The sequence below is a fragment of the Streptomyces panaciradicis genome, assembly GCF_023516615.1.
Taxonomy (GTDB): Bacteria; Actinomycetota; Actinomycetes; order Streptomycetales; family Streptomycetaceae; genus Streptomyces; species Streptomyces panaciradicis.
Window position 1 is genome coordinate 13,920 of sequence record NZ_JAMGBF010000168.1, and the last position, 17,461, is coordinate 31,380.

Below are 17,461 nucleotides of genomic sequence, written 5' to 3' on the forward strand. Positions count from 1 at the left end.
GTGTAGTCGAGCAGTGGCCCGATTCGCTGGAATTCGGAAGAAGATCGCCAAACGACGGACATACGACGAGAGCACAACCACCGCCGGGTCCGGCCGCCCCTCCCGACTGACGGACATCGTGATCGCACTCCTGCTCGCGACGGCCGATGCCCTGGCGATATCGGGCATCGCCGTGATCATGACCTTCGCCGGCATGATGACCGCGGGCGACGGCCTGCCCGTCGGTCAACGACCTCATGCGGGGATCTCGTTCTCGGGACTCGCCCTCGTCTGGATGATTCCCGCCGCGCTCGCCATCTCGACGTTCGTCCACGCGAGTCTGCGCATGCCGGTCACGGCTGTGGTCCAAGGACTGTTCTTCATCGTCGGGGTCGCCCTCGCACTCGCCGAGACGAACATGTTGCTGGCGGTCGCCTGACGTGTGGCCCGCAGTGGGCAGCAGTTCGGTCAGCGTGGAAGGCACACACACGGTATGTGCACGAAGGCCGGCCGCCGCCCGGACAACTCCGCCGGCCCGCCGAGGATCTGCCGTCGTGACGGGGTCCGGGCGGGGACTGCTGCCGGCACGGGACCCGCAGACCCCGAGGCGAACCACCCGCTGTGAAAGCAACACACGCACACGCGCGAGGTTCACACGGTGAAGTCCGCGGCCTTGCTCTTGAACGTCGTTTCGCCGTCCTTGGCGGTGACCAGGACGGCTACATGCCACGGCCCGCGGGGGGATCCGTCGGCATCGGCGCGGGAGACGGTGACCTTGTAGGTGCATCGTGCGGTGTCCTGGCCCGAGGGCTCGCAGACGGCCGACTCCCCGTCGGCCATCTCCTTGGTGGTCAGCTCCTTCTTCGCAAGCGACGACTTGGCCGGCCAGGCAAGCACCTTCACACTCTTGACGCCGGACGATGACGTGACGTCAGTGGTGAAGGTCAGTGCGCCGTCACGCTCCCCGACGGGCGTGGTGTAGCGCGCGGTGCTGTGCGCCAGCGCCGGCGGCTGGTCCCCGGCGTAGGCCAGGCCAAGAGCACCAACCCCTGCGAGAACGACGGCACCGACAGCCACGGACACAACGACACGACTCGACATGGAAGGTTCCCCCGCTGGTCTCTGCTGGATCACATCGGCGCCCTCACCGGCGCCGTACCCCCATCCTGGCCGCGTGCCAGGCGTCGAGTATGAGCACATGTACTCAACTCCCGGTAAGTACAGGGCCATCCACAAGAATCGCCGGCATGCCGGAGCCGCTCGAGCGTGCTCGTGTGTCCGGCACGCCCTAGGCCGGGGGAACAGGTCACCGAGGTCGGCGGTGCACCGATACGCAGGCGGCCCAGTGCTGTGCCGGGCGGCCAGCGTCGCCACAGAGGCGGCCCGGCACACCCGCCGCGCTATGCGTTCGTGACCGAGTGGTGCCGACCCCGGATGTGGTGCGGGTGAGGAAAAACCCGGCTCCGATCATTCCGATACCGAGGAAGAAGTGCAGCCAGTTGTCCGCGTTGTTGACGGGGACGAAATTGGCATTGCTGCCGACGTCGATGATCAGGCCGTACAGCCACAGGACGAGATAGACGGCACCGCCGACCACCAGGTAGTTGCGGGCGGTGGGGATGGCGCGGGCCAGCGCCAGCCCGGCGATGCCGAACAGCAGATGGACGATGTTGTGCAGGACGGAAACCTGGAAGATGTTCAGGGGTTTCGCCCCGGAGTGGTGGGCGGCGAATTCCATGGACCCGTAATGGGTGGTCACACCGGGAATGAACCCGAGGATGCCCACGAGGAGGAAAACAGCTCCGACAAGCAGTGCCGCTTGCTGGACTGCCGTGCGAGCGGGCGCGGAGGCCCGTGCGTACGCTCGACGGGCCAGCGCCTGCTGGCCTGGATCGGGGCGGGACATCCTTGCGGGCGATCTCGGCAGTGAAGCCCAACTCGGCTATCAAGGAACGGGACTTGATGCTGTCGTAGCCCCGGTCGAGGTTGACGTTCACGGTGTCCGGCAGCATGCCGACCTGCTCCTGCGCGGCGTCCAGGGTCAGTCCGAGCAGTGGCGGGTCATGCCTCTTGACCCCCTCGGAGACGATCCCCAGCGGGACGCCGCAGGCGTCGCAGGCGGCGGAACGCTTCTGCCTCTGCTTGCCCCGGTCGACCGGCGAGCAGCCGGCCTTCTCCCCGCCGGACGGGGACTTGGTGATGCAGCCGTCCACCGAGATCTCGCCAAGGTCGAGACCGATCATCCGGTCGTAGGCGTCCAGGGCGAGAGCGTGCCGCGCTTTGGAAATCCCCTGCCGGGACCACTCTTTGAGGCGTCGGCGGATGGTGCGGTCCGAGCATCCGGGTGTGGAGATCCGCTCGTAGCCGGAACCATGGACCAGCGCGAGCACGACGTGCTCGAAGACGATTCGGTCGGGGATCCGGCGGCGATGACAGCCCAGCGCGTGGCCGACGACGAACTCTTCCCGGACGGGGAGGAGCGCGGCGAACTGGTCCCACAGGGGTTCGAGCAGGCAAGCCGGCAGGGCGGGCACGGCCGTCCTTCGTGATCACTGAGCGCAGAGATGACGAGCATGAGGTACGCGCAGGTCGGCGGGTCGACCGACCCTGAACTCAGGGCAGGTTCACCACGGGAGGTTCCCGGATCGGTCGATGAACTGTCCCGTCGGCCCGTCCGGGCCGATCGTCGCGAGGGTCACGATGGACTCTGCGCCGTCGGCGACGCTGTGTCCGAGGCCGCCGGTGAAGTCGGTCGCGGTCTGCCCGGGGTCTGCGGCGTTGACCTTCACGTCCTTCAGTTCCTTGGCGTACTGCGTCGTGAGCATCGTGACCGCGGCCTTCGAGGCGCAGTAGAGGGGCAGGGCATACCGGGACTCGATCCGCGCCGGGTCCTGGGTCATGCTGAAGGAGCCCATCCCGCTGGACACGTTGACGATGACGGGGTTCGGCGACTTGCGCAGCAGCGGGAGGAAGGCGTGCGTGACGCGCACGATCCCGACGACGTTCACGTTGAGCACGGCGCTCACGTCGGCCGCGGTGTACTCCTCGACGGGGCCGACCTTGCCGAGGACGCCAGCGTTGTTGACCAGGACGTCGATCGTCCCCTCATGCGCGGCGACATCCGCGGCCGCGGCCTGGACCGAGGTGTCGTCGGTCACGTCGATCTGAACGAACCGGGCGCCGAGCGACTGGGCCGCGGCCCGGCCGCGCTCATGGTGGCGGGCACCGAGGAGGACGGTGTGCCCCGCCTCGACGAGGCGACGAGCGGTTTCAAAACCGAGGGACTTGTTGGCCCCGGTGATGAACGTGGTGGTCATGCTGGCTCCTCCTGGTCCGAACAGCACCGTCGTGCGCTGTTCACGCACTCCATGCTGGGTCCCCGGGAGGGTTGACGGGAGCTACGGGACTTCCTGGTACGGCGCGTACCACCCAGCAGCCTGGTCCACCGGACGAGGCAGAACGCGGGCCTTCATCCCTGAGGAGACATCCTCTGGACCCCGATGGCGGCAAGGAGTTCGAGTTTGCTGCGGGCGTCGGTGCCTGGCTGAGGCGTGTACACCACGAGGCGGAGGTTCGTGTGCTGGGTGTTGAGGATGTCGGAGATCATGGCGATGTCTCCGACATCCGGGTGCCGGACGAGTTTGTGCGCGCTCTCGTGACCGCCCACCGCTCGGCGGCTCCACAACTCGCGGAACCGTGGGCTGAGGTTCAGCCTCGATAGCAACGCCGCGAGGTCGGGATCGTCGGGGTACCGGCTCGTCGTCACGCGCAGGTCGGCGACGAGGGACTCCTCGAACGCCGCCCGCTCGGCCGCCGTCTGCCGGACACGGGGCAGCTCGCCCAGGAACTGCCAGACCAGGACGTTGCGATCCCCCACACCCCGGACCGTGGGATCGCCGAACGTGGCCGCGAACAGCTGATTCCAGTGCAGCAACTGCCAGGTGGCGTCGTAGATCGCCAACGGGTTGCCGGCGAGCTGGTCCACGATCCGGATCAGGCTCCCTGGGATCATTCGTGGAACCCGGCTCGGATCCGCTGCATGACCGGCCATACGCAAGAGGTGAGCATGCTCGTCGTCGGACAGGTGAAGGGCGCGCGCCAGGGCCGAGCAGACCTGCGCCGAGGGTGTCGCCACCCGTCCCTGCTCCAGCCGGACCACGTACTCGACCGAGATGCCGGCCAGCGTCGCCAGCTCCGCGCGTCGCAGACCGGGGACCCGACGGGGGGAGCCGAGTGCGAAGCCCACCGTCGCGGGGTCCAGCCGGTCCCGCCACGCCCGCAGCGCGGCACCGAGTTGATTCATGAACACCATCCTCCCGCACACCCCGCTCCGCCGGGTGGTACGCGCTGTACCACGAAGACCCGTAGCTCCCACCGACGCTCTCCGGGGCTCAGTGTCGACTCGTGAACGGCGCACAACGATGCTGTTCGGAGTCAGAGGAGCAAGCATGACCACCACGTCGAGCCGCTACGTCACCGTGCTGTGGGAAGCCCGGGCCGCATCCGGGAAGGAGGCTGCGATGAAGGCGTTCATGACTGCCGCCGTCACCGCATCACGCCACGACGCGGGCAACATCGACTACGAGGCTCACCAGGTCGAGGGACAACCGGGCGTGTTCGTCATCTTCGAACGCTGGGAGAGCCGCGAGGCCCTCGAAGGCCACCTGCAGGCACCCCGCATGCAGGACCTGGTGCCCCAACTGCTGGAACTGATGGACGGTGGCATCGAGGACGGGATCCGATTCCTGCAGCCGTTCCGCCCGGCACGCTAGGCCGACCCGGAGCACCGCGGTCGTGATTGTCGTCCTCCCACGCTGAGCGGTTTCGAGCAGCAAGGCGGCAGCGCGGGCACGGCCGTCCTTCGTCATCACGAGGACCCGTGCCCGATGCCTATTGCCGGTCGTTTTACTGACTTCGGCTCGTCAGGGTGACCTCTTTCGGAGTGCTTGATAGGGCCGGTGCGGCGACTGTATCCGTGGTGTGTGAGGTATGCGGACGGGGGCGGACTGACTCCTGCAGGACGTCAGCGTCGGGAGACTGTACGGATGCAGGCGGCTGAGCTGTTCGAGCAAGGATCAGGCCGCCGCAGGTGGCGCGGCGCCTGCGGGTGACCCCGAAGTCGGCTTACCAGTGGCACCGGTTGTGGCGGCAAGGCGGCGGGAAGGCGCTGGCCTCACGTGGCCCGAGCGGGACGCGATGCCGTCTGTCCCTGCGCTGTCTGGAGAAGCCGGCCGCACACGCCTGTCCGTGGCCGGGCTGATCGCCATGCGGCCAGGTTCTCCGGACCCGGCTGTGCCATCGCCTGCGCACACACCGACCGGGCAAAGACAGACACCGCAGCATGGGCGAGCGGGACTTCATCGCGCTGACCGACGGCGTCCACCAACTCGTCAAGGCGCCGATCGTGCTGGTCTGGGACCGGCTCAACACCCCCGTCTCCCACGCCATACGTGAGCTGATCGCCGAACGAGCCTGGCTGATGGTGTTCCTGCTGCCCTCTTACTCACCAGGCCTCAACCCCGTCGAGTGGGTATGGGCGCGCGTCAAGCGCAGCCTGGCCAACCTCGCTGTGGTCGACCTCGACCGGCTTGAGGCCCTCGTCCGCAACCGGCTCAAACGACTTCAGTACCGGTCCGCCACCCTCGACGGCCTCATAGCGGGCACCGGCCTGACTCTCGACCACCCAGCGTCACCCTGACGAGCCCGGTGGAGGGCATGTGGGCGCATATCAAGTGGAGTCTGGCCAACCTGGCCGACCGTGCCCTCAGCGAACTGGAGACTCTGCTGCGCAGGCGGCTCAAGGCGCTGCAGTACCGGCATGGCACCCTGGGCGGATTCCTCGCCGGGACGGGCCTGGCTCTCGACGGACCGAACTGACCCCTCATGCGCCGAAGTCAGTACGCCCAGACGGCCCCGACGGTGGGGGCGAGGGCGCGGCCTTGTTGACGGCCGGCGTCGGCGGCCGGTTTGGCCCGGGCCGGGTCGTAGGGGTTTGGCCCGATGGCGGCGCGGCTGGTGGCATCGGGTGTGGCAAGCACGGTCTGCGCACTCTGACTCAGGCGGGCGACGTCGTCCTGGGCGCTGGGGATGCCTGCGTGCCCTTCGGGCATGGGGGCCAGGACGACAATGCGGTCGTGGCCGGCCGCAAGGATGGCGTTTGCGGCGGAGACCATGCCGGCGTCAATCCATTCGCGCCCGCCGAAGTGCACGCTCGGCCAGATGCCGGGAACGGCACCGCTGGCTGCCGTGGCGGTTTCGATCGCGATCCCCGCTTCGGGCCCGAGCAGTTCAAGACGACCGGTGTCCGCGTCAGTGACGGCGACCCGCATGGTGGCCGGCCACTTCTCGGTGCGCAGGCGCGCGCGGACCACAGCCTGGCGCATCCGGGGGGAGACGTTCGCCCCGAACTTGCGGGCCACCCGGCCGAAGCCGGCGCCCACCGCCTCGGGTGAGCCCGCGCCGGAGCGGAAGGCTTCTGCCCAGCCCTCGTAGACGGCCGGGTCGGTCCGCACCACCGGTTCGTGGTCGGCGGCGCGCGCCTGGTCGGCGAAGAGCGCTTCCCAGTCCGTGCCGGAGGTGAAGTTCGTTCCGACGAAGGAGCCGGCGGAGGTTCCGATCACCGTGTCCGCGGTGCGAAGGTCGACGCCCTCGTCGAGCAGACCCGCGAGCAGGCCGACTTCCCAGGCTATGCCGGTGACGCCGCCACCACCGAGGACGAGTGCGCGGGTCGGGTTCGGGGGAGTCACAGGGACCACCTTTCCGGTAATCATGATTTCCGATAATCTACGTTACCGTAAGTGGATGCAACCTGTACACCGTGGCCGCCCCCGCCGAGCCGACATCGACCGTGTCGCCCTCGAACACACCCTTGTTCTCCTTCAGGAGCGCGGCTACGACGGACTGCGGATGAAGGACGTCGCCGAGTCGGCCGGCATCGGCCTCGGTGCGCTCTACCGGCGCTGGGCAGGAAAGAAGGAGCTGGTCATGGCGGCCCTCCGGGCCGACGTGACCCAGCACGAGACCGATGACACCGGTGATCCCCTTGCGGATCTGGTCACCGCCCTTGAACGCATCGGCGACGCCGTGCCCCATGGCCTGGGCAGGCTGATCGCCGCCTGCCTTGCGGATCCGGACTCGGAACTGGCACGCGTGGCCATCGAGGCCAAGCTCACCCCCATGCTCGACGGCCTCACCGCACGGCTGGAAAGAGTGGCCGGCGCCGCGCCCGACCTGCGCCTGCGCGCCGAAAGCGGCCTGTTGTACCTCCTGTGGCGCACAGCCGTCGGCGGGCAGACAGCCGACGCGACCGCCCTTCACCGGCAAGTCCTGCAAGTCCTGCAAGTCATGGGAGTCCCCCCACAGCCGGGCCCGGAACAAGGCAGCACGGCTACGGGACTCTGATGGTCAGCCAGGTGAGCCGTTCACTGACTTCGGCGCATTCACACTCGGGGTGATACCGCGGCGACTCCAGGTGCAGCCAATAACTCTTCGTGGCGCATGCGCTACCCAGCGGCGTCCAGCCGCCCCCATCTGGATACCGCACGCCTCCGGAAACCAGTCACGACGCACCCCGTCCCCAGAGCTTTAGTGCAGAAACCGCCTGGTTCAAAGAGACCTTGAAGTCCGCGCCTGCCTCCAACTCGATCCCGGCTGCCCTGGCAGAGGCACTGCCGTCTTGGAGCAGGGCTGATTGCAGGGCGTCCCGGTTCATGCGATGTTCGCGCTAGATGTCGTGGTCGTAGCGTCGGTTGGCGAACACCGACTGACGTTCGCGGCACGTCGTCCGGGCCTGCCGCGGACCAGCGACACGGCGTCGAGCAGAGGCATGAGCTGGGTGACGTCATTGCGCGACCGTCCGCGACCAGTCGAGCCGGGCAGCGGCACACACGGACTCTTAGAGCAGCCCGCCCCTGCAGCACGGCAAGCGGCCGGGCCGAGATCACGAGTTCATGTTCAGTAGTCTCTGCCGCAAAGGTTCACCGGCCCTGGGAACTGTCGCAGGAACGCAGCGCATCAGGCGCCGGCGGATGAGGCTTGTCGTCGGGAGAGGGCCAACCTGCGTCGCTCGCGGTCGATTTCGGTGACGACCACCGTGATCTCGTCGCCGACCTGGACGACATCTGATGGAGTCTCCACCGGTGTCCAGGCGAGCTCCCGCAGGTGAACCAGTCCCTCGATTCCGTCGGCGACCTGGACGAAGACGCCGAACGGGATCAGCTTGGTGACCTGACCAGGCAGTTTCTGCCCCACCGTGATGGTGTCGGCGAACACCTGAAAGGGGTCCGGCTGCATGGCTTTCAAGGACAGTCGGGCCTCCAGATTCCACGTGTCGAACTGAAGAAACTCGCAAGACACGCGCTGTCCGACCTGCACGACGTCGGAGGCCGCCTCGAAATGTTGCCAGGACAGCTCAGCGAAGGAGATGAACCCGACACCGGGGAAGACCGGGTGGGCGGGTCCGTCGTCCAGCGCCACGAACACACCGAACCGTTCAATCGCTGTGACGGTGCCGGAAAGGAACTCGCCGCGGTGCAGTGACTCCAGGAACGCCCAGAGTTCCGGGTTCTCAGACGGTCCGCCCATCATGCTCCCAGCATTTCACGGGGGCTGTGCACTGGGCAGGAAGTGTGCTCACGCTGCCGTCTTGAGGGAAGGTCACGGACAGCAGGCTCGGCCACCGCACCTCCAGCAGCCGGAAACGGACTTCACCCCCCCCCAGCACTAGACGGGTGATGCGTCGGGACGAGCGTCGTACCTGGCGCGGGCCGCGTCGATGTCTGCCAGGTGCGTGATGCTCCACTCCAGCAAGGGTGCTGTGGCTTGGCGGAGGGTGATGCCCATCGGGGTGAGTTCGTAGCTGACGTGCGGCGGCATGACGTTGTGGACAGTCCGCGTGAGGATTCCGTCGCGCTCCAGGCTGCGTAGGGTCACGGTCAGCATGCGCTGGCTAATTCCGTCGATCGCTCGCTTGAGTTCGGTGAAGCGGCGCGGTCCCTGGCTGAGGTTGCGTACGACGAGCAACGACCACTTGTCCCCCACGATGTCGAGTACTGCGCGGGTACGGCATGGGTCCTCGCTCCGTACCTGCGTTGCCTCACTGCCGGTTGTGCTCATGGTTACCTCCAGGGAACCGAGGCACTGAAATGTGCCTTATTGTTCGGTGCGTTCGGGTACGCCACGATGATGTCGGTTCTCAAAGAGTACCGAGGCACAAAGAGGAACCGCTGCGTTTCCGTCTCCGCGCACCCAAGAGGAAGACCGTTCTCACCATGTCGACATTTCTGCTCGTCCACGGCGCTTGGCACAACGGCTGTTGCTGGGAACGTGTGGTCCCGCTGCTGGAGTCGGCCGGACACCGCGTGCTCACGCCGTCCCTGACCGGGTACGGCGACAAGGCACACCTGCTCAGTCCCGAGGTGGGTCTCGACACGCACGTCGAGGACGTCGTCAGGCTGATGGGCGAGGAGGACCTCACCGACGTGGTCATCGTGGGGCACAGCTACGCCGGACTCGTCATCTCGTCCGTGGCCAACGAGGTCCCGGAACGGATCGCCCACCTGGTGTACCTCGATGCCATGGTCCCTGAACACGGAGAAACCGCCGTCGACGTCCAGCCTTTGACACAGCGTCTGATTGACCTGGCCACGAAGTCGGAAAGTCCTTGGCGCATTCCGCCGCTGCCCGAAATGCCCCCGCCCTTCGGTCTCTTCGGGGTCGTCGACCCGGTGGACGCCGAGTGGCTGCGTGCGATGCTCTCCGACCAACCGGTCGGCTGCCTGCAGCAGCCGGTGCGGCTCGACAACCCGGCCACGGACCTGATTCCGCGTACGCACATCCACTGCGTCGGCGCGGAGCCCGAAGGCATCACGCGGCGGCCCGTCCCCGCGATACAACCCAACGGTTCTCCGGCACAGGTGTGGGAGCTGCCGACCGGGCACGACTGCATGATCACCATGCCGACGGAGTTGAGCGAACTGCTGCTCAAGCTCGCCCCATGACATCGTCCGTCCGTCGGGCAGCGGGCAAGGTGCTTTTCGGCGCGCTATACCTCGAAGGCAGGCCGGGCCGTCGGCGTCGTCGGCGAGCAGACGCCTAGCGTGCAGCGCCGCCGCGTCATGTCGGGCTGGCATGTCAAGCAACGCGCGACGGAGGCGGCGCCAGGGTGAAAAGGGCGCCCCCACGCGGCGCCCTTGGCGTCTGGGCGGACAGGACTACGAAGTGACCGTGTCCAGGAGTTGGGGGCCGTTGTTGCGGACGTTGTTGACGGCGGTGGAGACAGGACGGGCGTCCAAGTGGCCGTCGGCCGGCTGGCCGAGGAGGGCCCGTAGTTCGTCGGCGTCCTGGTGCGTGGGGTCGAGCCAGGCGTCGTAGTGCTCGGGGGTGAGGGCGAGCGGCATGCGGGGGTGCACGCGGCCGGCGGCGTCGGTGGCCTCGGTCGTGATGATGGTGCAGGTCAGCAACCAGGCGGCCGGGTCGTCGTCCCGCTGGACGGCCGGGTCGCGCCAGTACTCGTACAGCCCGGCCAGGGCCATCACCTGATCGTCTTCGGGATGGATGAAGTACGGCTGCTTGCGTGCCTTGCCGGTGGCGGGGTCCTTGATCTGCTCCCACTCGTAGAAGCCGTCGGCGGGCAGGAGGCAGCGGCGCCGGGTGAACGCCCGACGATACGCGGGCTTTTCGTGCACGGTCTCCACCCGCGCGTTGATCATCCGGGCGCCGATCTTGATGTCCTTCGCCCACGACGGAACCAGGCCCCAGCGCAGGGGCCGCAGTTCCCGCTCCGTCGGCGCGCTGTCGTCCTGGTCGCGTGGTGCCCGTTCGAGGACGGCCCAGACCTCGTCGGTCGGGGCGACGTTCCAGTTCGGCGCGAGCGTCTCCTTGGCCGGTACGTCGGGCACGTGGAAGAGCGGGGCCAACTCCTGGGGGCTGCGAGTGGATACGTATCGACCGCACATCCCCCCACTCTCGCACCGACCTGGTGCCGCGCCACCCCATCGGCGCGGTGTCGTGTCAGGTTGCGGTCGCCGGAGGGGCGTCCTCGACCTGTCCCCGCCGACGACAGCGCACCATTCGATCACTCGCCCCGCACCACCCGAGGTCGTGCCGATGGGACGCCACGTGGTGATCGCGCCGATCGACATCGGCTGCCGCGGCCGTGCGACTGGCGTGACTTCTAGTACCGGTCCAGGCCATGCGCGTACGGCATCGGGAGAGCCTGCGTGCCGCCTCCAGGAACCAGGCCGTACAAAGGTGCCGGTACGGTTCGAGGATCGACAGGCCGTGGACGATCGCATCGCCGGCGGACCAGGTGTCCCTGGCACCGGAACTCGGGCTGGGTCTCCACGCCGCCGACGCCTTCCGCGGCAACTGCTAGCGCGCCGAACCGCAGGTGGAAGGGGACCGCTTGCATCACCCGCGGACATCAGTGACGTCCCTCATTTCCTCCGCCACATTCATCCGCTGTGGGAAGTGAGGACTTCTCCGGCGAGGATCGTGCTGTCGAGGCGCAGGAGTGCGCTGATGTCGGACAGCGGGTCCCCGTCGACGACGATGAGGTCGGCGTCGTGACCCGCACGTACGTGGCCCTTGCGGTCGCCCAGGCCGCATGCGTCCGCCGCGGTCGACGTGGCGCTCGCGAGCGCGTCTGCCGGCGCCATGCCGCCGGTCACCAGATCGGCGATGGCGCGGGGCAGGATCCCGTGCGGCTTGCCAGGGTTGATGCCTCCGTCGGTACCCGAGATGATCGTGACTCCGGCACGGTGTGCCTGGGCCACTTGCCGGGCGCGGCTTTCCAGATCCATGCCGGCCTTGAGCAGACGTTCGAGGAGATGCGGGGGCGGTACGGCATCCGGTGCGCGCCCGATCGTCGGGCAGACCACGATGCCCTGCGCGGCCAGTGCCGCGATCGCGTCGTCGGGGACGTACACGCTGTCGGCGGTCAGGAACGTGCAGTGCTCGATTCCGTCGACGCCGGCCGCGATCGCGTCGCGGATGGAGACCAGCGCGTGTGCGTGGGCGGTGACCGGAAGTCCGACGGTGTGCGCCTCGGCGACCACGGCCGCGAGCTCCTGGGCGGTGAACTGCCCCTGGTCCACCGCGGTTCCGGGAGTCGTCATGCCGCCGCTCGCCATGATCTTCACGATGTCGGCCCCGCGTTCCGCCCGCTCACGGACCGCGGCTCGTAGTTCGTCCACCCCGGAGACCTCGCCGCCCATGGTGGAGCAGTGTCCTCCCCTGCTGGTGATCGGCGGCCCGGAGGCGAGGACTGTGGGCAGTCCCGCGTAGGGACGAGCGCGCCAGTCGACGACGGACCACGCCTTGTCGCCGAGGTCGCGGACGGTGGTGACGCCGGTTGCCAGCTGGACCCGTAGCGACTGCTCGATCGTGCGCGACAGGTCGTCCGGGGAGAACCCGGGCAGCCTTTCGAGTGCTCCCGGTCCCGAGTCGCCGACCAGATGTACGTGCGCGTCGATGAGGCCGGGCAGCAGTGTCCCGTCGGGGCGGTCGAGGATTTCGCAGCCCGATGGGATGTCGTACCCCGAGGACTCGACCCCGACGATCCGGTCGCCTTCCACCAAGACGACTCCCGCGTCCCGGTTGAGGGAACGGCCGTCAAAGATCCGTGCCACCCGGAGAGCCAGCATGGTGATCCTCCCGCCGTCCGCCATCCTCGGCACTCCGCCGCCGCACGGAGTACTTCGATGCTTCCATCACGGGGACGCAAGGAGCGCTCAAGGCATGCGATAACAGCGAAAGAGCGTTTCTCAGGCGAGGAGCGTGGGGGGCGCGTTCGGCGTCGACCTCCTCGGACCGTCGCCGGCACCGTCCCCGCGGAAGGCAACGCACACGCGTGACCGCTTCCGCAGCGACGCCCGCCGGCCGGGACCGATGGCAGCGCCGGTACTCGGCCCGGCAAGCGCCTTCGTGGACCGCCCGAGGACGCCGCCGTAAGGTCGAAGGAGACGACCGACCATCCCCGGGCATCGGGATTCGGCAGTCACGCGGAGCCCCGATGTCCGCATGGGCGGGTGTCTCGGGCCATGCCGGCCGTCTCGTCCATGGGTTTGTCGGTGTTTGCCACGAAAAGGCCGCGGCACTCGGTGACCGAGTCTGTCCTCTTCGGGGCAACCGCCATGAGACGCACCGGCCAGGCGCCTCGATGTCCAGCCCGCCGACCGGCAGAACCGAGGGCGATCGATGACGACGATCGGTGTGGAAGAGGAGTACCTGCTGGTCGACCCGGTGACGGGTCTACCGGTACCGATGGCGGACAAGGTGCGTGCCGCGGCCGGCCTGGGGCATCTCGTGGCCGATCAAGAGGTGCACTGCGAGCTGCTGCAGGCGCAGGTGGAGGTGGCCACCCCGGTGTGCGCGAGCCTGGAGGAGGTCGGTGGACACCTGTACCGGCTGCGGCACGCCATCGGATCGGCCGCGGAGGCGCACGGCTGCCGGATCGCGGCCTGCGGCACGTCCCCGTTGCGCCACGGTCATCCCGTGGCCGTCACCGATCAGGCCCGCTACCGTGCCATGCTCGCCCAGGCGCCCCAGCTCGTCGCAGAGCAGCTGGTCAACGGCATGCACGTACACGTCGGGGTTCCCAGCAGGGAGACCGGCCTGCGGATCATGAACCGGATCCGGGTATGGTTGCCGACCCTCACCGCCCTGTCCGCGAACTCTCCGCTGTGGGACGGCCACGACACCGGCTTCGCCAGCTGGCGCACCGTGATCTTCAGCCGTTGGCCCGTCAGCGGAATGCCTCCGCATTTCAACGACATCGCCGACCATGACCGGCGCGTGCAGCGGCTGCTCGACAGCGGTCTGATCTCGGACACCGGCCAGCTGTACTGGCAGGCCCGCCTTTCGGAGCGTTACCCCACCATCGAGGTGCGGTGTCTGGACGTGCAGCTGCGCGCGGACGACGCGGTGATGCTCACGGGCCTCGTCCGGGCCCTGGTGGAGACCGCGCTGGCGGAGACGACCGCCGGGGCCCCCACGCTCGACTGCGACCAGGAACTGCTGCAGGCGAGCATGTGGCATGCCGCCCGCCATGGACTGAGCAGCACCCTGGTCGACCCGAGTGGGCGACAGCGCCGGGCCGGGGAGATGTTGTACGAGCTGCTGCGCCACATCGCTCCCGCGCTCGACGCCTCCGGCGACAGCCGGCAGGTGGCGGGCCTGGTCCACCGGCTCCTCCAGGACGGCACCGGCGCGGACAGGCAGCGTGCCGCCCTCCTCGACGGCGGCCTGCCCGCGGTCACCGCCCTCGTCCTCGCCCAGAGCACCATGCCATGAGCCGTCCCCCTCCGCCCCGCGAGGGGAAAGGCGAGTGGATTCCCGGTCTTAATTCCCGGTCTTCAGGAAGTCAGCTGCCTGGGTACGACACCGGAGATGGCGATCTTGCGGGGCTTGGCGTGTGCGGCCATCGGGATGCGCAGGGTGAGGACGCCGTTGTCGTAGGCCGCCTCGGTGGCAGCCGTGTCCAGGACGTCGGACAGGGCCAGGCGGCGAGTGAACCGGCCGGTGGGCCGCTCGGTGAGTACGGGCCGAGCATCGGCCGGGATCGGGGAGGGCCGCTCGGCGCTCAGCATCAGCGTGTGCTGCTGCGTGGTCAGCTCGATGGTGGAACGGTCCATGCCGGGCAGGTCGAGCTGCAGGTAGAGGGCCTCGTCGTCACGCCAGGCGTCCGCCGGGATGACGCTTCCGGTCGAGTCGTCGGCATGCGCCAGCTGTTGTATGAGCCGGTCGAGATCCCCCGGGACGCCCGTACGCGCAAGCATGTCCACTTCTTCCCTCCCTCAAGACGGGCCGACGGCATCGCGGTCCGTTGATCGAGTACCGCCTATCCATATACCTTGCCCGGCAAGCATCTGCCAAGCACTGACTTCATGAAGCTGACAGTGAGTGACTCAACTTCTGGCCTCGGCAGAACACGATAACTCCAGCGCGGACGGCACACCCCGACTTCGCGGACGGTGTGGCATCCCGCAGGCCAGCCGGAACACAGCCCGAGTAGGCGCCAGAAAAGTTGAGTCTTGTCTTGTCAAGTTTCACCCGTGGTGGTACATCAGTAGGAGAGCGAACGACGCGAGATGGACGTCAAGGAGGGTTGAACGATGCTGATGCGTACGGATCCCTTCCGTGAGCTGGACCGGCTCGTCGACAGGGTCTGGGGCACAGCCGCACACCCGGCGGGCATGCCGTTGGACGCCTGGCGTGAGGATGAGACGTTCTTCGTCGAGCTGGATCTGCCGGGCGTGGACCCGCAGTCCATCGACCTCGACGTCGAGCGCAACGTCCTGACGGTGAGGGCCGAGCGCAAGCCGACGTACGGCGAGAACACGCACCCGGTGATCACGGAGCGGCCCGCGGGGACCTTCAGCCGCCAGCTGTTCCTCGGTGAGACTCTCGACACCGAAAAGATCGAGGCTTCCTACGACGCCGGCGTGCTGAAGCTGCGGATCCCTGTCGCCGAGCAGGCCAAGCCGCGCAAGATCGCCATCAGCGGCGGCAGCGACCACAAGGAACTGGGCGACTGACGCCGTAGCGAAACCACCAGCTCGGGGCCCCGGACGTCAGCTCGGGGCCCCGAGGTACGAGTTCATGAGTGAGACGGGCGCTCCGGCTCCCCACCGTCCGGATCGTAGACCTTGGTGAAGGTGGCCCCGCACCGGCAGCGGGAGTGCTCGATCAGCTCTCCTTCAGCCGACACGCTCACCCCCTGGCTGAGCCGCACATGCACATGAACACCCATGAGGAGCTGCCTTCCGGGACGTCGCCGATCCGGTCATGGTGGGGCGGGCCATTGGCTCCGGCAATGCCACAGCTCACATCCATGGAGGCAGTCCGCGTATTCCGCCCTCGCCCCGAAGGCCACCTTGACAAGGAAAGGCCCGGGATTTATCTCAGAAGGTGGCCGACGCGGAGGAGAACCCGCAGCTCACGCGCCGCAACCGCTCGGGCGACGCGTTCCAGCGGAGCCCGCGCTTCCCGTGCGGAGGCACGCCTCGGTGCTCAGGGACGTCCGCCTCGAGCCGCCGCTGCGGGCAGGGCCGGTCCGACGGGTGCCGGCGTCCGGTGAGGGCCGGCCACCCACCGCACCTCCCAGGTTCAGGGTCACGCTGCCGCCGCGGGCTGCCACGTGGCCTCGACCAGCGCTCGCTCGGTGCCGGACAGGTACACGGCCGCGCTCAGCCACACGCGCGCGTAGGCGTCCGGGTCCGCCTGCTGCGTCCGGCCGAACACGTCGCGGCTCCGCCGGTCCGCCTCCGCGGCGAGCGCGTCCGCCAGATCCGCGGCCGTGCGGAAACCGCTGCGCCGCAGTGCCGCCGCACCCGAGACCCGGTCACCGTTCCGAGCGGGCTCGGCGGCGGCGCGGCGGCCGCCGGACACCGCGACCTCGACGAGCCGGCGCAGACGCCACAGAGGCGCCTCGGCCACCGGGTCCGGCGGCAACACGGTCGGGCCCTCCACCGGCTCCAGCTCACCGGCCGGGGGGAAGTGCGCGCCTTCGAGCCGGTCGTAGCCGAGATCGGCGTGGCCCGCCCACTCGGGCGGCAGCAGCAGGGTCGCCGCGCCGTCCGGTACGGGGCCGACCGCGAGGGGCCGCAGTGTCGCGGCACGGTCGGGGTCGAGGCGGCCGACGACACGCAGTCGCAAGCCCGGGCGGGAGGCCAGTTTGCGGAAGTTGACCGCATGGGCCAGTTCCGGGTGGCCGTTGGCGGGCACCAGCCGGATCAACAGGCCCTCGCCATCGGCTCCTTGGGGTGTCAGCTCCCGCGCGAGCAGGTGGTCCTCGGCCGCCCCGACGAGGACCACGTCACAACCGATCAGTTCACCGGCCTCCGGTCCGGATCGCTCGGCGTCGTCGCCCGCGGCGAGCCGGACCGCGGCGGCCTGGGCGAGCGGGCGGGCGAACAGACGGGCGAGGGCGCCCGACGTCCAGGACAGCCCAGCGACCGGGGTGGCCCGCACGCCCTTGCCCGCGCCGAGGCGGCCGTCCGGGGAGAGCGTCGCGCCGGAGATCAGCAGGCCGCCCCTGGAGAGTTGCGCGTGATCGAGGCTGCCGGAGCCGAGGGCGACGGTGGCCGTGGCGGCGCCGCGCGCCCGCGCCGGGCCGCCGGGCTTGACGTCGGACACGGAGAACCAGCGGCCGTCGTCGGCCAGGACATGGGTGACGACCCCGCCGTAGCCGGTGGCCGAGATCACCGGCTCCCGGCACACTCCGTGCACCTTCAGGCTTCCGCCGGGGCGATAGCTGCGCCGCGCGGTGCCGACCAGGGACGGATCGGGATCGGACGCGGCGAGCAGTCCGCTGGTGAGCAGCAGCTCCCGCAGCGCGGCGACCAGGTCGGCCAGCCGGTGGCCGTCATGGCGGGCGCGGGCGGCGCGCAGCGCGCGAACCACCCTCAGGGCGGCCGCCTCGGCCCGGTGCAGGCCGGCCAGCCGGGCGGTGTGCGCGGCCCGCAGCAACTCCGCCTGCGGG

The 17,461-nt window shown here is 68.8% G+C and carries 17 protein-coding genes and 4 pseudogenes; 8 read left to right on the forward strand and 13 right to left on the reverse strand.

Going from position 1 to position 17,461, the window contains the following annotated elements:
• The first annotated feature begins 13 nt into the window (after positions 1-13).
• Complete coding sequence (locus M8J74_RS37810) at positions 14-418, forward strand: hypothetical protein (protein WP_249840769.1); 405 nt, start codon at positions 14-16, stop codon at positions 416-418.
• Between the two features lie 212 nt (positions 419-630).
• Here the strand turns inward: M8J74_RS37810 and M8J74_RS37815 are convergent, their stop codons facing one another.
• The 5 genes and pseudogenes from M8J74_RS37815 to M8J74_RS37835 all read right to left on the reverse strand — a co-directional run bounded on the left by M8J74_RS37815 (position 631) and on the right by M8J74_RS37835 (position 4,282).
• Positions 631-1,080 (reverse strand): DUF5707 domain-containing protein, encoded by a 450-nt coding sequence (locus M8J74_RS37815; protein WP_249840770.1) that lies wholly within the window; start codon positions 1,078-1,080, stop codon positions 631-633.
• Positions 1,081-1,285: 205 nt separating this feature from the next.
• Positions 1,286-1,885, reverse strand: coding sequence for a DUF4383 domain-containing protein (locus M8J74_RS37820; RefSeq protein WP_308406175.1), 600 nt, complete (start codon positions 1,883-1,885; stop codon positions 1,286-1,288).
• Positions 1,834-2,513: pseudogene (locus M8J74_RS37825) on the reverse strand (transposase family protein); the annotation flags it as partial. The pseudogene M8J74_RS37825 and the gene M8J74_RS37820, both read right to left, overlap by 52 nt.
• Positions 2,514-2,603: 90 nt before the next feature.
• Positions 2,604-3,296, reverse strand: coding sequence for an SDR family NAD(P)-dependent oxidoreductase (locus M8J74_RS37830; RefSeq protein WP_249840771.1), 693 nt, complete (start codon positions 3,294-3,296; stop codon positions 2,604-2,606).
• 152 nt (positions 3,297-3,448) lie between these two features.
• On the reverse strand, positions 3,449-4,282 hold the full coding sequence (locus M8J74_RS37835) for a helix-turn-helix domain-containing protein (RefSeq protein WP_249840772.1): 834 nt from the start codon (positions 4,280-4,282) through the stop codon (positions 3,449-3,451).
• Between the two features lie 145 nt (positions 4,283-4,427).
• On the opposite strand from M8J74_RS37835, the gene M8J74_RS37840 reads away from it, so the two are divergent.
• From M8J74_RS37840 to M8J74_RS37850, 3 genes and pseudogenes are all read left to right on the forward strand, one after another.
• Positions 4,428-4,751, forward strand: coding sequence for a putative quinol monooxygenase (locus tag M8J74_RS37840; protein ID WP_249840773.1), 324 nt, complete (start codon positions 4,428-4,430; stop codon positions 4,749-4,751).
• A 210-nt stretch (positions 4,752-4,961) separates the two neighbouring features.
• Positions 4,962-5,677: pseudogene (locus M8J74_RS45190) on the forward strand (helix-turn-helix domain-containing protein).
• Positions 5,677-5,856, forward strand: a pseudogene (locus tag M8J74_RS37850) (IS630 family transposase); the annotation flags it as partial. The pseudogenes M8J74_RS45190 and M8J74_RS37850, both read left to right, overlap by 1 nt.
• Positions 5,857-5,873: 17 nt before the next feature.
• Here M8J74_RS37850 and M8J74_RS37855 read toward each other — a convergent pair.
• Positions 5,874-6,725, reverse strand: a complete 852-nt coding sequence (locus M8J74_RS37855; protein ID WP_249840774.1) for a patatin-like phospholipase family protein — start codon at positions 6,723-6,725, stop codon at positions 5,874-5,876.
• Between the two features lie 55 nt (positions 6,726-6,780).
• On the opposite strand from M8J74_RS37855, the gene M8J74_RS37860 reads away from it, so the two are divergent.
• Positions 6,781-7,380, forward strand: coding sequence for a TetR/AcrR family transcriptional regulator (locus M8J74_RS37860; protein ID WP_283949084.1), 600 nt, complete (start codon positions 6,781-6,783; stop codon positions 7,378-7,380).
• A gap of 325 nt (positions 7,381-7,705) precedes the next feature.
• Here the strand turns inward: M8J74_RS37860 and M8J74_RS37865 are convergent.
• From M8J74_RS37865 to M8J74_RS37875, 3 genes and pseudogenes are all read right to left on the reverse strand, one after another.
• Positions 7,706-7,836: pseudogene (locus M8J74_RS37865) on the reverse strand (IS5/IS1182 family transposase); the annotation flags it as partial.
• A 156-nt stretch (positions 7,837-7,992) separates the two neighbouring features.
• Positions 7,993-8,565, reverse strand: coding sequence for a S1 RNA-binding domain-containing protein (locus M8J74_RS37870; RefSeq protein WP_249840776.1), 573 nt, complete (start codon positions 8,563-8,565; stop codon positions 7,993-7,995).
• Between the two features lie 135 nt (positions 8,566-8,700).
• Complete coding sequence (locus M8J74_RS37875) at positions 8,701-9,093, reverse strand: winged helix-turn-helix transcriptional regulator (protein ID WP_249840777.1); 393 nt, start codon at positions 9,091-9,093, stop codon at positions 8,701-8,703.
• A 155-nt stretch (positions 9,094-9,248) separates the two neighbouring features.
• Between M8J74_RS37875 and M8J74_RS37880 the strand changes: the two genes are divergently transcribed.
• Positions 9,249-9,977, forward strand: coding sequence for an alpha/beta hydrolase (locus tag M8J74_RS37880; RefSeq protein WP_249840778.1), 729 nt, complete (start codon positions 9,249-9,251; stop codon positions 9,975-9,977).
• Between the two features lie 213 nt (positions 9,978-10,190).
• Here the strand turns inward: M8J74_RS37880 and M8J74_RS37885 are convergent, their stop codons facing one another.
• The gene (locus M8J74_RS37885; protein WP_249840779.1) at positions 10,191-10,934 is read right to left on the reverse strand and encodes an SOS response-associated peptidase; all 744 of its coding nucleotides are present in this window, start codon (positions 10,932-10,934) and stop codon (positions 10,191-10,193) included.
• A gap of 498 nt (positions 10,935-11,432) precedes the next feature.
• A complete protein-coding gene (locus tag M8J74_RS37890; protein ID WP_249840780.1) occupies positions 11,433-12,623 on the reverse strand; it encodes a metal-dependent hydrolase family protein in 1,191 nt (396 codons plus the stop codon).
• Positions 12,624-13,176: 553 nt separating this feature from the next.
• Here M8J74_RS37890 and M8J74_RS37895 point away from each other — a divergent pair.
• Entirely contained in the window at positions 13,177-14,271 is a 1,095-nt protein-coding gene (locus M8J74_RS37895) for a carboxylate-amine ligase (RefSeq protein WP_249840781.1), read from the forward strand.
• A 62-nt stretch (positions 14,272-14,333) separates the two neighbouring features.
• Here the strand turns inward: M8J74_RS37895 and M8J74_RS37900 are convergent, their stop codons facing one another.
• Positions 14,334-14,756: an Hsp20/alpha crystallin family protein gene (locus tag M8J74_RS37900; RefSeq protein ID WP_249840782.1), complete on the reverse strand. Its 423-nt coding sequence runs from the start codon at positions 14,754-14,756 to the stop codon at positions 14,334-14,336.
• Between the two features lie 336 nt (positions 14,757-15,092).
• Between M8J74_RS37900 and M8J74_RS37905 the strand changes: the two genes are divergently transcribed.
• Positions 15,093-15,515, forward strand: a complete 423-nt coding sequence (locus M8J74_RS37905; RefSeq protein WP_249840783.1) for an Hsp20/alpha crystallin family protein — start codon at positions 15,093-15,095, stop codon at positions 15,513-15,515.
• Between the two features lie 577 nt (positions 15,516-16,092).
• On the opposite strand, the gene M8J74_RS37910 is transcribed toward M8J74_RS37905, so the two are convergent.
• On the reverse strand, positions 16,093-17,461 hold a 1,369-nt coding region (locus tag M8J74_RS37910; RefSeq protein WP_249840784.1), incomplete at its 5' end, for a hypothetical protein.